The organism is Agarivorans sp. MS3-6 (assembly GCF_054112545.1).
Genome location: NZ_CM134202.1, coordinates 3,615,782 through 3,629,506 on the forward strand (window position 1 = coordinate 3,615,782; position 13,725 = coordinate 3,629,506).

15 protein-coding genes are annotated in these 13,725 nt (G+C 44.7%); 10 read left to right on the plus strand and 5 right to left on the minus strand.

Translation table 11 applies throughout. The features are described 5' to 3' along the window. The first annotated feature begins 28 nt into the window (after positions 1-28). Positions 29-415, plus strand: coding sequence for a hypothetical protein (locus ACVFI8_RS16665; RefSeq protein WP_457871976.1), 387 nt, complete (start codon positions 29-31; stop codon positions 413-415). Between the two features lie 468 nt (positions 416-883). Here ACVFI8_RS16665 and ACVFI8_RS16670 read toward each other — a convergent pair whose 3' ends face one another. After that, positions 884-1,183 (minus strand): type II toxin-antitoxin system RelE/ParE family toxin, encoded by a 300-nt coding sequence (locus ACVFI8_RS16670; RefSeq protein WP_457871977.1) that lies wholly within the window; start codon positions 1,181-1,183, stop codon positions 884-886. Further along, positions 1,180-1,422: a type II toxin-antitoxin system ParD family antitoxin gene (locus tag ACVFI8_RS16675; protein WP_017019247.1), complete on the minus strand. Its 243-nt coding sequence runs from the start codon at positions 1,420-1,422 to the stop codon at positions 1,180-1,182. Before ACVFI8_RS16675 ends, ACVFI8_RS16670 begins: the two co-directional genes overlap by 4 nt. Positions 1,423-1,862: 440 nt before the next feature. Here ACVFI8_RS16675 and ACVFI8_RS16680 point away from each other — a divergent pair, with 440 nt between their 5' ends. The 6 genes from ACVFI8_RS16680 (at position 1,863) to ACVFI8_RS16705 (ending at position 7,760) form a co-directional block, all read left to right on the plus strand. Then, on the plus strand, positions 1,863-2,171 hold the full coding sequence (locus ACVFI8_RS16680) for a hypothetical protein (RefSeq protein ID WP_457871978.1): 309 nt from the start codon (positions 1,863-1,865) through the stop codon (positions 2,169-2,171). Between the two features lie 398 nt (positions 2,172-2,569). Continuing rightward, a complete protein-coding gene (locus ACVFI8_RS16685; RefSeq protein WP_457871979.1) occupies positions 2,570-3,565 on the plus strand; it encodes a branched-chain amino acid aminotransferase in 996 nt (331 codons plus the stop codon). 215 nt (positions 3,566-3,780) lie between these two features. Beyond that, complete coding sequence (locus ACVFI8_RS16690) at positions 3,781-4,329, plus strand: histidine phosphatase family protein (RefSeq protein WP_457871980.1); 549 nt, start codon at positions 3,781-3,783, stop codon at positions 4,327-4,329. 129 nt (positions 4,330-4,458) lie between these two features. Next, complete coding sequence (locus tag ACVFI8_RS16695) at positions 4,459-6,324, plus strand: vWA domain-containing protein (RefSeq protein WP_457871981.1); 1,866 nt, start codon at positions 4,459-4,461, stop codon at positions 6,322-6,324. Beyond that, entirely contained in the window at positions 6,308-6,886 is a 579-nt protein-coding gene (locus ACVFI8_RS16700; protein ID WP_248712447.1) for a sigma-70 family RNA polymerase sigma factor, read from the plus strand. Before ACVFI8_RS16695 ends, ACVFI8_RS16700 begins: the two co-directional genes overlap by 17 nt. After that, complete coding sequence (locus ACVFI8_RS16705) at positions 6,879-7,760, plus strand: hypothetical protein (protein ID WP_248712446.1); 882 nt, start codon at positions 6,879-6,881, stop codon at positions 7,758-7,760. Before ACVFI8_RS16700 ends, ACVFI8_RS16705 begins: the two co-directional genes overlap by 8 nt. Positions 7,761-7,818: 58 nt before the next feature. Here the strand turns inward: ACVFI8_RS16705 and ACVFI8_RS16710 are convergent, their stop codons facing one another. Continuing rightward, positions 7,819-8,550 (minus strand): siderophore-interacting protein, encoded by a 732-nt coding sequence (locus ACVFI8_RS16710; RefSeq protein WP_248712445.1) that lies wholly within the window; start codon positions 8,548-8,550, stop codon positions 7,819-7,821. Between the two features lie 93 nt (positions 8,551-8,643). Here ACVFI8_RS16710 and ACVFI8_RS16715 point away from each other — a divergent pair, with 93 nt between their 5' ends. Continuing rightward, the gene (locus tag ACVFI8_RS16715) at positions 8,644-9,075 is read left to right on the plus strand and encodes a MarR family winged helix-turn-helix transcriptional regulator (RefSeq protein WP_248712444.1); all 432 of its coding nucleotides are present in this window, start codon (positions 8,644-8,646) and stop codon (positions 9,073-9,075) included. 27 nt (positions 9,076-9,102) lie between these two features. Here ACVFI8_RS16715 and ACVFI8_RS16720 read toward each other — a convergent pair whose 3' ends face one another. Together ACVFI8_RS16720 and ACVFI8_RS16725 are read right to left on the minus strand one after the other, a co-directional pair. After that, the gene (locus tag ACVFI8_RS16720) at positions 9,103-10,068 is read right to left on the minus strand and encodes a magnesium transporter CorA family protein (protein WP_248712443.1); all 966 of its coding nucleotides are present in this window, start codon (positions 10,066-10,068) and stop codon (positions 9,103-9,105) included. A 33-nt stretch (positions 10,069-10,101) separates the two neighbouring features. Next, positions 10,102-10,752: a MarC family NAAT transporter gene (locus ACVFI8_RS16725; RefSeq protein WP_457871982.1), complete on the minus strand. Its 651-nt coding sequence runs from the start codon at positions 10,750-10,752 to the stop codon at positions 10,102-10,104. A 235-nt stretch (positions 10,753-10,987) separates the two neighbouring features. Between ACVFI8_RS16725 and secD the strand changes: the two genes are divergently transcribed. Further along, entirely contained in the window at positions 10,988-12,811 is a 1,824-nt protein-coding gene (secD, locus tag ACVFI8_RS16730; protein WP_457871983.1) for a protein translocase subunit SecD, read from the plus strand. Continuing rightward, on the plus strand, positions 12,808-13,716 hold the full coding sequence (secF, locus tag ACVFI8_RS16735) for a protein translocase subunit SecF (RefSeq protein ID WP_457871984.1): 909 nt from the start codon (positions 12,808-12,810) through the stop codon (positions 13,714-13,716). The genes secD and secF overlap by 4 nt, the downstream gene beginning before the upstream one ends. Positions 13,717-13,725: the final 9 nt, after the last annotated feature.

Consider the following 13,725-nt stretch of genomic DNA (forward strand, 5'->3'; position numbering starts at 1 on the left):
GAGGTGAGCGTTATACGTATAGGTGAAAATGTCAGACTATAGATGGGGCTGTTTAGCTTGTGGTCAAGGTAACTCAGCAAATGAAAAGTATTGTGAATTTTGTGGGGCAAGCTCAACGGCAACAAGTTGGGAGCTAGATGCTCATGAATTTGCTATGAATCACCTTAAAAATAACGAGGGAGAATCTAAATGTAGCTCCTGTAGTTGTTCGTCGCATAGAGTTAAATTTAGCGAAGAGCCTTTTGAATATTTTGAATCTCGTCAGAGACCTTTAATCAGAGCTATGTTTGTCATCTCAACATGTACTTCTTGTGATCTCGAAATTAAAACCGAATATGCGGTGCCAACATTTCGTAAATTGTATCGCTGGATTGCTGGTAAGGATATAGAGAGTGAGTGGTGGCTTAAAAGGTAAAATACGTATAACACATATGAGCCTCCGGGTAGTCAATAGGCGAGCCTAACTTATTTGACTGCTCTTGCAGTCAAACTAAAATCAATCAACAAATGCATCTACTTCGTCTGTCAGTTAGCTGTCAAATCGTCGTTTACAGCAAACACATATAGAGGCTCTCTTAGTGCGATCTTATCGCTGCCTGGGCTATCCAGTCCTTTGGAGTGTCAGGGGCACTAGACATTTATCGGTTAACCCTAAGATGGCACTATTCAAGGCAGAGGTGCTTATGGCACAGTTAGTGTCAGGCTCATTTAAGGTGTAAACGACTTTGTTGATTGTATTCATTAATGCACGCCAATAAGGTGTCTAATTAAGTCAATCTAGCTTAAATAGCATGTGGCATAGCGATGATGGAGAGAAAACGGGGTGCGCGTCTACTATATTGAATTTCCGAGGAATTATGAGGGGATTCGCTAGAACGCGGCGTTATGCGCCAAAAATAGGGGAGATGTCCATACTTTTGTGCAGAATTCTCATTATCAGTATTTGTTGGCTACCTGTTTGTTTGTAAAATATTACGTGGCTACCTTGGGGGAATTTTCGATAACCATTTCTAATTTCATCACAGCCTTTACCTATATCGGGATTTTCCGCTAACAACCAAAAAGAATCATCAAACTGTTTAAGGTAAATATTTCGCTGCTCTTTTCCCCAACGACGAGCCGTAAATATAGCTACATCCTTAAGATCGTTTTTTGCTGAAATCGTTAATGTAAATGGCTTCATTTTGAATTTTCGCTATCAAGTTCATTAATAAATGAATCTAGATCGTAATCAGCGACTCCGCTTTCTTCTCCTTCAATAAGAGAGTTACGTAATGTATGCAATTTTGTTTCTTGTGTTTCCAATAAACGTAACGCAGATCGAATAACCTCACTGGTTGAGCCGTATCTTCCGGATTGAATTTGTGAGCTAATAAAGCCTTCAAAATGATCACCTAAAGTAATACTTGTGTTTTTAGCCATTGTCTTAACCTTAAAATACCAAATAGTATGGTGATTATGGTATAAAGTTCAAATTAGTCAAGTCACGCATAACGAATAAGAATAGGTGTCGCGCAGCCGACACCTTATTCGGGTGTTGAACAAGCCCGGTGCTCCCTTCTATAGTAAATAACGGTGTTGATGTTGGCGGGGCCAAGGCCTTGTTAGTTTTCGCAAGGCGAGTTTGGCTAAGACGGGGGGAACGGCGTTAAGCCCTTACCCGTCTGGCGTAGTGCTAAGTTGTTATTTTTGTGTGTTTTCATCCTCATGTTAAGCCCTGCCATTATCCTTATACTGTTCGCCTTTCGGCTAGCTCGTCGTTTAAAAGGACAAAAACAGTTGGCTTTTGCTCCTTCGTTGCCATTTTAGCCAACAATTTTTTGCCTGTTATTTGGGCGTTACGCATCTTTGGGAATTGTGTTATGAATGAAGCAGACTGGAAAATCTTCAAGCTTATTAAAGATAAAGCCATAGAGAAGTTCTGCGATGATTCGCTTTTAGAATGCAGTGAGCAGATTAACAAATCTGGAGAGAGCGCTCACAATAAGTATCTAGCGCTTTATCGACTTGTTAATGAAAGAGATAAGCAAATGGCTCAGTTATTTGATGCTCACAGTAGGTCGAAAGCATCTATGCAGCTTATGGCAATTAGAGGCCAAGGCTTAGCAGAAGAAGACTTGCTTAAACAGCTTTCACAAGCGTTTTTGGCGCAAACAGATCCTAAAAAGTAAGATTGGTAATGCATATCCAGACAATTTACCCCGCACTACGGCTCTTGCCCTGAGTAATACAAATGAGTGCATCTCTATCGGATGGTTTTTGCCTTTAAGCTCACCATCCTTCCCTGAAAATTAGCCTCTAGTCCTGTTAAAGTGTTGCTCTAGCCAAATTTATTACAGAATATTTGCAGATTGAGGGTTTCTTAAGCTTGATCGCAGTGGCATAAGACCACATACTCTTTTACCATTCAGCGGATCCAGTTTATGGAAAAATTGGCATTGGTCGTTCAAGCATCTCGGTTTTATAAAGCGTGAACTCGTTCAACACCTCCAGTTTTCTACTTCGCTATACCCACAATCAATATAAAGATAAGGGCTTTATAAGGCCTCAACATAAGTAGGAACACAACATGGCAGCATTTGGCACGGTTTTTATGCCACAAATGGCAATAGCTAAATATGAAGACCAACAATGGACTGACAGCGACATTGTTTCGTCAGACAGCATTAGCTTGCACCCCGGCGCTCACGTACTTCATTACTCGAGCACTTGTTTTGAAGGGCTTAAGGCTTTTCGCCATGAAGATGGTAGCGTGTGTATCTTCCGTATGGACGCCAACATAAAACGTATGGCGCAATCGGCTGACCTACTGAGTTTGCCAGCTTTCAAACCCGAGTTACTTGAGCAAATGGTTACCGAACTGGTAAACAAATTTGCTGACCAAGTACCCGCTGCTCCTGGTTCTATGTACATTCGACCTACCTTTATTGGTACTGAGCCAGCGATTGGTAAAGCGGCCGCTGCGACTAACTCAGCATTGCTGTATGTATTGTTATCGCCAGTCGGTGATTACTTTGCCGCGGGTGCCAAACCTTTGCGTTTATTATTAGAAGAGAATGGCATGCGCTGTTCTCCGCATATGGGCATGGTTAAATCAGGCGGTAATTACGCCAGCGCACTCGGGCCCATTAGCAAGGCTCGTACCGAAGTAGATGCCGACCAAGTATTGTTCTGCCCTGGTGGCGATGTACAAGAAACGGGCGCGGCTAACTTTATTTTGATTGATGGCGACGAAGTGATCACCAAAGCGTTAGACAGTAGCTTTTTACACGGTGTAACCCGCGACTCTATTCTTACCTTGGCACGTGACCTTGGTTTAACCGTAAGCGAGCGCCAACTTACGGTAGCAGAGCTACTAGAGCGTGCTGCTAAACCAGGTTGTGAAGCGGCTCTATCGGGTACCGCTGCGGTACTGACTCCAGTAGGTACGTTAATTCACAACGGTGAAGAGTATACCGTTGGCAATGGTGAAGCCGGTGAAACTACCTTGAAACTACGCCAAGCCTTAAATGATATACAGTGGGGCAAAGCGGCAGACAGCCACGCTTGGTTAACCAAAGTTTAAATCTTTACGCTAACTGCATTAGTGTTTGAGAATGATTAAATCAGCCCGCTAGATGCGGGCTGATTTTTTTTGCAAGATACACTTTTTTGTATCACTACCGCTGAGCCTGAAATTCGGGCTTAGCGGTATGTCAATTTGGGCCACAAAGCGCATCGCTTAGTTGGCCTTTAGCTTAACCAGTAGACGTATTTAGATGACTAGTGGAAATGGTATTTATGGAAATACTCTTGGTTCGACATGGGAGACCTTCAGCCGCCGTTTATCCGCGTGTAAATGCCAGTGGCTTTGTTCGTTGGGTGCGGCGTTACCATCACTCTGGGATCGCTAGCGATAGCTTTCCCAAAGCGCAGCGACTTAGTGATTACTCTGACTACTATGTTGTTTCAAGTGACTTAAAAAGGGCGATGGAATCAACCCTGATCTTTTTGAATCAGCGGCCTACAGAAACCTCAAAAATATACCGTGAAATGGAAATTCCACGTTATAAGCTCCCTTTGGTGCTAACCGCGTCTCATTGGTTGTATCTAAATCGTCTGCTGTGGACGCTAGGCTTTAAAGGTCCGTTTGAGTCTTATAGCGAGGCGAAATACAGAGCGCAAGAAGCGGCGCATCAGCTAGTGAGTTTAGCGGAAACGCATAACAAGGTGATGTTGTTTAGCCATGGCTATCTCAATTTTCATATTCGCCGCTACTTGTGCAAAGCGGGTTGGCAGTTAACTGAGAAAAGTAGTCAGCATTGGGGAATTACCCGATTACAGCGCTAGCCATCGCGCTTTTAATGCGCTTTAGGCCTTCGTTTTAAAAAAGGCTAAAAATAATGACATTTTTTTAGCCTCGTTTTTTGATTGGCTGCGATTACCTCGTTGAGATTGACTTAAACAAGGTATTCAATAATGAAAAATTCGACTTATATTGCTTCTGGTTTTGTTTATTCACCGATTGCTCGCTCGGTAGCTATAGGCTTAGCGCTTTCTACATTGGTCGCTTGTGGCTACACCGGTACCAGTGAGCAAACCCAAGCCGAGCAGCCGCATAAGCAAACGCGCCCAGTGCAGCGCCCTCAGCAAGATGCGTCAATTCAAGCGGTGCATCCTATCGCAAGGCTTGAGCAAGAAAGTGCAGTGGCAGCCCATCGAAGCAATGCGAAAGTGGCCAAAATGTCGCAAATGGCGGTGAGCCAATATCACAATAACGATGCCTATTATCATCAAGCGACTAATACTGAAAATTACCAAAAGCTGAGTGACTTATCGGTGGTGTCGGTCGCAGAGCAGCCGGTGTCTACTTTTAGTGCCGATGTAGATACCGCCAGTTATGCCAATATGCGTCGCTTTATAAATAATGGCCGGCTGCCACCCAAAGATGCGGTGCGAGTAGAAGAGCTCATTAACTACTTCTCTTACGATTACGCTAGCCAAGTTGGAGATAGCTTAAACGCCGATAAGCCGATTGCGGTGAATACTCTACTTACGGCTTCACCCTGGAACAGCAATAATCAGTTGATTAGAATTGGTGTGAGTGCGTATCAACCGGACATGAACATTCGCCCGGCGGCTAATGTAGTGTTTTTGGTGGATGTATCAGGTTCGATGCAGTCACAAGAGAAACTGCCATTATTGAAGCAATCAATGTTGTTAATGCTTAATCAGCTAAAAGCAAATGACAGTGTCGCCATTGTGACCTATGCCAGCGGAACAGGCATTGCCTTGCCAGCCACAAAAGTGAGCGACAAACATAGCATTGAAAATGCCATCAACAATTTGCGGGCTGGCGGCTCTACTAATGGTTCTGCAGGCATTGAGTTAGCTTATAACCAAGCGCAGCAAGGCTTCATTGAGGGCGGGATTAACCACGTTTACTTAATGTCAGACGGTGACATGAATGTAGGCATTACCGACATAGACGCGCTAAAACACCGGATTAGTCAAAAGCGTAAAGCAGGCGTGCAGTTCTCTACGATAGGGTTTGGCCAAGGTAACTATAACGACCACTTAATGGAGCAGCTAGCAGACAACGGTAATGGTGTAGCGGGTTACATTGATACCCTGCACGAAGCGCAAAAACTACTGGTTGACCAACTTGGCAGCAGCTTGCATACCGTGGCTCATGATGTGAAATTTCAGGTAGAGTTTAACCCGAATATGGTGTCAGAATATCGCCTGTTAGGCTATGAGAATCGCCAATTGGCGCGTGCCGATTTCAATAACGACAAGAAAGATGCTGGCGATATGGGCGCTGGGCACAGTGTCACCGCCATTTATGAAATTACCCCGGTAGGTAAGCCCGGTTTGATTGACCCTCTGGTATTTCAACAAGCTAAACAAAACAAAATGGCTCAGCGGCCAGTAAATGAAGCCTTAGTAGAAGTACGAGTGCGCTATAAAAAAGCCCAGTCGGAGGCCTCGGCTAAATATACTCAGCGTGTGCATAACAACGATTTTGTTAGTTTGGCGAACATTAACACTGATGATAGCTTTGCCATCGCAGTAGCGGCTTTTGGCCAAAAGCTTCGTGGTAACGAACAATTAGATGATCTGTCTTATTCCTCAATTATTGATTGGGCAAACGCAGGAAAAGGCCAAGATCAGTTTGGTTATCGTGCAGAGTTTGTTAAGTTAGCCAGATTAACGAATACCTTAGCTCAGCAATCTAACTCGGCCTTGCCTGTTCAATTGCCAGAGCCTGAGTATGCGGTGCAACCATTACCGGTCACCTTACCAGCAAGGATTGATAACCAAACTCATGAGCTTAGTCAGTGATGAACAACTGATGCTTGATTACGGTCAACGTGGTGACAGTGCCGCGTTTGACCGTTTGTATCAGCGTTATCGACAACCCTTGTTTGCGTTTATCTGCCAGAAAATGCCAGAAGCTGCATGTAATGAAGTATTTCAAGAGGTGTGGGAGTCTATCATCAGCCAAGCGAGTGCTTATCAGCTTCCAAGTGAAAAAAATCGAGATAACTCGGCTTCAACCACTCGGCATTTTCGTGGCTATTTGTATACGATTGCACGGCGAAGAGTGGCTGATTATTGGCGCTCAAAAGACCGCCATGAAGATCATCCTGAACAAGATGTTGACCAGCTGCATTCCCGATCTACGCCTGAACTAGAGCATCAACAAGCTGTCGATCAGCAAGCCATCTTAGGCTGTGTATCGTTATTGCCAGCCAAACAGCAAGACGTATTTATGTTGAAGCAGTCTGGCTTAGCGGTAGCCGAAATGAGCCAAGTATTAGATGCCTCCTTTGATGCTATAAAAAGTCGTATTCGAGTTGCTTACCAACAGCTACGCGATTGCTTGGAGAAACACCATGGTTGATGACCCTAACAAGCATCATTCAAATGATGAACAGCCTAGCGAACAGCAACTTGATCAAGCCTATCAACAGGCGACGGCCAAGTTTGAGCCCTCAGCACTGCTAGATAAACGCATTCAACGCTTGGCAAAACAACAGGCCGAGCACATCCTAGATGAAAACCACAAAACCAAGCGTTCTTACTCTTGGGCGAGCGCTCCTTGGTGGGCTAATGCAGCATCATTGGCGTGTGTGGGCGTGTTAGGCTGGTGGCTGTTTAGTGAAACGATGGTGCCGCCCAGTGAAATGAGCTATCAAAGTAATGTGCAGTTAATGAGTCCGCCCATACAGCGTGATGAACTCGCGGTCGAAGAGCTTGAGCAGCAAAAGCAAGAGCTAGCTGAAAAGCTATTACGTAAGCGAGAGGTGGATACCCAAGCTTTTGAGCAAGAGCGAAGACAGTTAGCCAAACAGAAGGCAATGCAACAACCAACTATGCAGGCTGAAACAATACAAAGGCAAACTGAGCTTGCTGCTAAGTCTGCTGAGCAGCATTATGCTCTTGAGGAGCTGCCAGCTACATTTTCATCTTTGCCGAGTGATGAGATGTCTGATGCTGTTGCTATTGCCGCAAGCGATGCTGTTCTGCAGTGTGTGGAGCAGGCGCTAAGCGCTTACTCATTTGAGCAGTTGGAATTACAACTCGCCCAAACCTTGCCAGAAGATGCCAAGCAAGCACTTACGCTGCCACCACGCTGGTTAAGCTGGCAACAAATACAATGGAAGTTAGTGACTGTTGAAAGTGGCTGGCTGATAGTGGGGGATGGGCTCGACGTTGATTCATCACGTATCTACCGCTTGCCAAGTACCTTAGAAGAAAGCTGTAAATCGCCCTAAGCGCTAGTCATTGATTTACAGGCTCAGTGAATAACTTCAATAGAGTAAAAGGAAGCGGCTACAAAGGAGCCGCTTTTTTTTGTGCGCCAAAGCGATCAGCATCTACGCCTTGTTTCCAATAACCTACTGCAAAGGTATTTAGGCGATCAAAACCTAGGTGTTGCTGCAACATTGGCCGTAAAGAGCGGATCTGTGAGGCTTCTAAGCCCATAAATATATGACTATCGCTAGCCATTCCTGCGGCGATTGTTTGCACTTGCTCTGCAAAGCTAATACTTGCTTCATCTTCAATATACCAGTGGGTGTTCTCCGCAGCGTGATAGTCTAGTTCTATAATGTCGGCACGAGTGGGAACGGCGATTATTACTCTAATGTCGGCTTTGGGGGCAAGCCTTGGCACATAGCCATTAATGGCGTTTACCGAGGTAATATCCCCCAGTAGCAGATAACTGTGATGATTAAACTGGCTCAGCTTTAGTTGCCCAGGACCAGCAATGCTTAAGTGCTCACCTAGCTTTGCTTGGCTCGCCCAGTTAGTTGCTGGCCCGCTGTGCCGATTTATTACAAAATCTAAAGCAAGCTCTTGGCTCGCCGAGTTAAACCAACGAATGGTGTAGGAGCGCATTTTAGGTTTTGAATTATCGCTGTTTGGCAATATCACCTTCACATGTGCCCCTTCCTTAGATTCAGGAAAGCGTTTAAGACTGCTGCCTTTCACTACAATCCGCAGTAGGTGAGGAGAGAGTGGGATAAGCTGTGATACCTGAACGGGATACATTTTTGGCTTCATCGTTACTCCTAATGACTTGTACATTGTTTAATAGGTTGATAAAATCAACTATATTTTTAAAGGTAGACTTAGTCAACTATTATTTGAGGTCTTATGAAACAGCAATCAATTTCTGATTCGGTTTTTGCTCTGGTTCAAGCATATCGAATCGCTATGCGCTCTGGCTTAAAAGCCCAACAACTAGGCTTAAATGCAATGCATGTGAGTTGTTTAAGTTTTATTGCCGCGAGTCACCATTGCACGGCTAACGACATTGTTAATCACTTTTCTCGCGATAAAGCGCAAATCGCCCGTTTGCTAAAAGAAATGATTGAAAAAGATTGGCTGAGAAAAACCGCCAACCCAGAAGACAAACGCAGCCAGCTTTTGTCTCTCACCAACGAGGGACAAGCGCTGGCAAGCTTAATTAAAGAGACCCAAAGCAAAGTGCAAAGCCAAATGTGTCAAAACCTGAGCGATCAGCAAATTGAGGAATTTGAGAAGCTAGCAAAGCTTATGGTGAATAACCTAAACCAAGTGACTTAAGCTGCACTTTGTTGACCAAGTACCGCCTTAGATCCATTTCTTCACTTTAAAAATGGCAAAGAATGATGCGGCAATCACTGCCATGCCACTTAAGGTGAAGTAGTAACCATAGGTGAACGCGAGCTCAGGCATGTTCTCAAAGTTCATGCCGTAGATCCCAGCGATAAAACCTAAGGGAACAAAGATGGCGGTAATCATGGTGAGTACTTTCATGGTGTTGTTTAGGTCGTGAGTGCTAATGGAAATATGTCCGTCTAATAAGTCGCCACACAGTTCGTAATACATTTTAGACAAACCATATATGCGCTTACTACGCTCATATAGTTTTAGCCATTCATGTTGGTCTTTGGTTGATTTTGTCGAAAAGTACGCCAGTTCATCGGAGCTTAGGCGATCAACAACATTTTGATTAAACTCTAAAACGCGATTAAGTTTGCGGAAATGGTATCGATAATTAAGCAGCTTTTTCAGGCTGTTAACTTTATCACCGGCGAACAGTTCATCTTCTACTCGTTCGATTTCTTGGTCAAAATCTAATAATCTATGTAAGTAGTTTTTCACTACGTTTTGCATCAGAGCTACTGCCAAGTGCTCGGTAGTTTTGCTGTTCTCTTGGCTTAAGCTAGCTTGCAGTATTTCAATGGCTTGCGAGGGCTGCGGGTGTAGGCTAACAATTATTTGTCTTTTACAAATTATACCAATGTTTTGTGCGCGTAGTTCATAGTCATCGGCTAGGCTAATTGCTTCTTTAAACAAGATTAAGGTACTGTCTGGAAATGCTTCGGCTCTGGCTGTTTGTTTTTGTTGGAAGTAGCTGGCAACCGCCAACTCATGACAACCAAGGTGAACTAACTGCTGTTGCAGCTCCTTAGATACTTCACCCGAAATATCTATCCACAAAAATTCATCTACGTCTGGGTTAAAGCTGGTGACTAGCTCAAGACCAGCTTGTTTATACACACCGGCCGTTTTTTTAATTACTTTTATACTCATTGACTATCTCTTTATTTGGTAGGCGATTATGGCTTACAGTGCCAGCTCCATGGTTTGATAAACTTCGGTAAGACCGTTTACACAAAACTGAGTACCCATACATACCAGTAAAAAACCCATTATTCGTGTGAAGGCGTCGATGCCATTTTTGCCAAGCAACTTAAGTGTTGGATAAGCCATGCTTAACACCACCCATGCCACAATAGCGACACCAATAAAGCCAGCTACGCTACCTAAATAGACGCTAAATTTGTCAATATCTTCTGGCAAACTAGCTATTTCAGACGCACCACTAATCACTAGCGCCATGGTTCCTGGCCCACACATAGAGGGAATGGTGAGCGGAACAAAAGCAATAGAATCTTGCGTCGAGAGTTCTACTGTTATGGGGGGGGCTGGGAATAGCATCTTAAAGCCAATTGCACCAATAATAAGTCCACCGCCTAAACGTAAACTAGGCATCGAAATACTAAATAATTCCAGTATTGAGGAGCCGATAAAAAAAGTGACAGTAAGCGCTATAAACAAAAATAAACTGGCCAACCTGGCTTGTTGGCTTAAGTACGCCTTGCCATGCCCTTTGCTTAAGCCAAGTAACAATGTGGCAGCCATAGGCGGGTTTATCATGGGTAATAGGGCCAGCATGGTTAAGCCAGCTACGGTAAAAACAGTTTCTACCTGCATTTAAATTTCTCTGTTTTGTTGCTTCAATTTTTAAGCTGTTAAGAGGGGATAATGGCTGGCATTGTTGTTTAGTTATGCAAATAAGGCGATGTATTTGAGTGATTCGTTTTTGTTCACCTTTGAGGCAACGTCTCGACGCCAAAAGCAACATTGATGAATCACTGAAATACCTCTTCAATCCGGCTCGTTAGCGATAAATTGGCCGCATATCTACTTCCTAATCTTTGAGATTTAAATGCGCAAACAGACAAGAGCCCTTAATCGCTGCTCCTTGTGGCACTACTTGGGCATCGCAATTAGCCTTGGCTTTTTGGTGCTAAATGCCTTACCCAATATTTATGTCGAACGGCCAGTGATTAAAGTCAGTACTAATCCGCAAGTGGCGCCTAGCGAGCTAGTGGGTACTCAGCTTTACCAGTGGTTGAATGAGGAAGGTATAGAGATAAGTTTTGCTGAAGTGAGTGATAGCCAGGCTACGCTCACTCTGGCCAATACCAGCGAGCAGCAGCACGCTCAAGTAGTATTAAGCAAGCATCTCGGAGAGCATGCTGAAGTAGTTATTGCTATGCAGTCTAGTGGGCCAGCATGGTTAGCGCGCTTAGGTTTATCACCTTTGCAACTTGGCTTGGATTTACGTGGTGGTGTGCAATTCTTACTAGAAGTTGATACTCAACAAGCCATTAACGAGTCTTTGGCACAGCAACGAGGTGCACTAAATACGCTACTACGAGAACAAGGTGCGCGTGGCGCACGAGTGTTAAGTAATGAGCAGCAACAACTTGAACTAAGTTTCCCTGCTAGAGTGGCAGAGCAGACAATAGCAGCACTTAATGCCTTTCAAAGAAACTTCCCTGAGCATGAAGTAAGGCAGCAACAAGCGGGTTTGTTCACCATTAACCTAGCTGGCAATCAAGATTTTCATCAAGCGCTGATGATGCAAAATTTGCAAACCTTGAGAGATCGCGTAGCAGCCCTTGGCATCACCGAGGCTGTAGTGCAGCGCCAAGGGCATAACTTTATAAGAATTGAACTGCCTGGCGTACAAGACCCGGCACAAGCAAAACGCGTTATTGGTGCTACAGCAACCATTAGCTTTCATTCACTTAGTGCTAACGGCGATGTCCATCAAAACGCTTCTGGCGACCCCATCGGCATCAATGCTAGGCCAATTTTAACCGGCCAAAGTATCAGCAATGCTAGCGCTCAGTTTAGTGAGTTTGGCATGCCTGAAGTGTTGATTAACTTAGACAGTGCTGGTGGTAACCGGATGTCTGATTTTAGCCGACAAAATATTGGCCAGCCAATGGCCACGCTTTATACCGAATACTTAGAAAATGACGCTGGAGTATTGGAGCGGCATAGCAAAGTTATTAGCGTTGCTACCATTCAGGCGCATTTAGGCTCGCGCTTTACAATTACCGGTATGGACAGCGTACAGGCCACCCAAGAGCTTGCCTTGCTACTTAAAGCAGGCAGCTTGTCGGCACCTATTTCTATTGTAGAAGAGCGGCTATTGGGCCCTAGTTTAGGTGAGCAGAATATTACTAATGGTTTTGCGGCTCTTGCTCTTGGGATGGGCTTAATGCTGGCCTTTATGTTGGTGTGGTATCGAGGCTTGGGCTTAATTGCCAACATCGCATTAGTGCTTAACTTGGTTTGCTTAATCGGTTTGCTTTCTTTGGTGCCGGGGGCCGTACTCACTTTGCCGGGCATTGCTGGCTTAGTGCTTACTATTGGTATGGCAACCGATACTAATGTACTTATTTTTGAACGGATAAAGGAAGAAAGGCGCCGTGGCTTAAGTGAAGAAATGGCGGTGCATTATGGCTACAAAAATGCTTTTAGCACTATTTTTGACGCCAACTTTACCTCACTGATTATTGCAGCAATTTTGTTTTCGGTAGGTTTTGGCCCGATTAAAGGCTTTGCGATTACCTTCGGCCTTGGCTTGTTAACCAGCATGTTTACCGGCGTGTATGTGTCGCGCTCTTTGGTTAATTTACAACTTGCTTGGCGCCGAAAAGCTGCGCTAAGACAACTACAGGAGCTTGCATCATGAAAGCTTGGATAAACCGTTTTTCGCTTACGGCTTTGCGCCAAGGGGCTTTGAACTTGTCGGTGGTTTTGGTACTGGCTTCTGTCGTGGGGTTGGTCACAAAAGGGATTAATTTTGGCGTCGACTTTACTGGCGGAGTAGTGACCGAATTAGCTACTCATTACCCGCCGGAGCAAGAGCAAATGGCCGAGCAGTTAGATCTATTATTGGTAGATGGCTATTCAATGAGTCATTCTGGCGCCAATCATTGGATTGTTCGGCAGGGTATAGAGATGAGTGAGGTGGTTACTGCCAATTGGCACAGCCAGTTACCTGATGCTTGGCAAGTAGAGTTGTTGGGTAGCTCGATTATTGGTCCGCAGGTGGGCAGCGAGTTGTTTGAAATGGGCGGATTGGCCATTTTTGCTTCATTGCTGGCGATGATGATCTATTTGTCGTTCCGCTTTGAGTGGCGACTAGCCTTAGCGTCGGTGATTGCGCTTTTTCACGATGTATTGCTGGTATTAGGTTTGTTTGCCTGGTTACAGATTGAATTCGACCTAACGGTAATGGCTGCTGTTCTGGCGGTGATTGGCTACTCCCTGAATGACTCGATAGTGATTGGCGACAGGATAAGAGAGTACTTACGGGCCAGCAGCAAAATAGAACTCGATACCCAAATTAACCGTGCTTTGGTGTCGACAATGACCCGCACTTTGGTGACATCTGGTACTACTTTGTTAACCGTTGCTTGTATTTGGTTATTGGCTGGCGCTCCGCTACAAGCTTTTGCTACCGCCTTATTTAGCGGGATTGTTATAGGCACCTTTTCCTCGGTAGGCATTGGTGCCACCTTGCCAAAAGTATTGGGCTTACAAGCGTCTGACTATCAGCTTATAGAGCCAACTAGAAATGGCCGAGTTGGCTAAAGATTGGAG

What these genes read in the sequence shown, in the direction of transcription:
- ACVFI8_RS16680 (WP_457871978.1), top strand. Translation starts at nt 1,863, where the DNA reads ATGAATGAAGCAGACTGGAAAATCTTCAAGCTTATTAAAGATAAAGCC.
- ACVFI8_RS16690 (WP_457871980.1), top strand. Translation starts at nt 3,781, where the DNA reads ATGGAAATACTCTTGGTTCGACATGGGAGACCTTCAGCCGCCGTTTAT.
- secD (WP_457871983.1), top strand. Translation starts at nt 10,988, where the DNA reads ATGCGCAAACAGACAAGAGCCCTTAATCGCTGCTCCTTGTGGCACTAC.
- secF (WP_457871984.1), top strand. Translation starts at nt 12,808, where the DNA reads ATGAAAGCTTGGATAAACCGTTTTTCGCTTACGGCTTTGCGCCAAGGG.
- ACVFI8_RS16665 (WP_457871976.1), top strand. Translation starts at nt 29, where the DNA reads ATGTCAGACTATAGATGGGGCTGTTTAGCTTGTGGTCAAGGTAACTCA.
- ACVFI8_RS16720 (WP_248712443.1), bottom strand. Translation starts at nt 10,068, where the DNA reads ATGAGTATAAAAGTAATTAAAAAAACGGCCGGTGTGTATAAACAAGCT.
- ACVFI8_RS16715 (WP_248712444.1), top strand. Translation starts at nt 8,644, where the DNA reads ATGAAACAGCAATCAATTTCTGATTCGGTTTTTGCTCTGGTTCAAGCA.
- ACVFI8_RS16695 (WP_457871981.1), top strand. Translation starts at nt 4,459, where the DNA reads ATGAAAAATTCGACTTATATTGCTTCTGGTTTTGTTTATTCACCGATT.
- ACVFI8_RS16725 (WP_457871982.1), bottom strand. Translation starts at nt 10,752, where the DNA reads ATGCAGGTAGAAACTGTTTTTACCGTAGCTGGCTTAACCATGCTGGCC.
- ACVFI8_RS16710 (WP_248712445.1), bottom strand. Translation starts at nt 8,550, where the DNA reads ATGAAGCCAAAAATGTATCCCGTTCAGGTATCACAGCTTATCCCACTC.
- ACVFI8_RS16670 (WP_457871977.1), bottom strand. Translation starts at nt 1,183, where the DNA reads ATGAAGCCATTTACATTAACGATTTCAGCAAAAAACGATCTTAAGGAT.
- ACVFI8_RS16675 (WP_017019247.1), bottom strand. Translation starts at nt 1,422, where the DNA reads ATGGCTAAAAACACAAGTATTACTTTAGGTGATCATTTTGAAGGCTTT.
- ACVFI8_RS16685 (WP_457871979.1), top strand. Translation starts at nt 2,570, where the DNA reads ATGGCAGCATTTGGCACGGTTTTTATGCCACAAATGGCAATAGCTAAA.
- ACVFI8_RS16700 (WP_248712447.1), top strand. Translation starts at nt 6,308, where the DNA reads ATGAGCTTAGTCAGTGATGAACAACTGATGCTTGATTACGGTCAACGT.
- ACVFI8_RS16705 (WP_248712446.1), top strand. Translation starts at nt 6,879, where the DNA reads ATGGTTGATGACCCTAACAAGCATCATTCAAATGATGAACAGCCTAGC.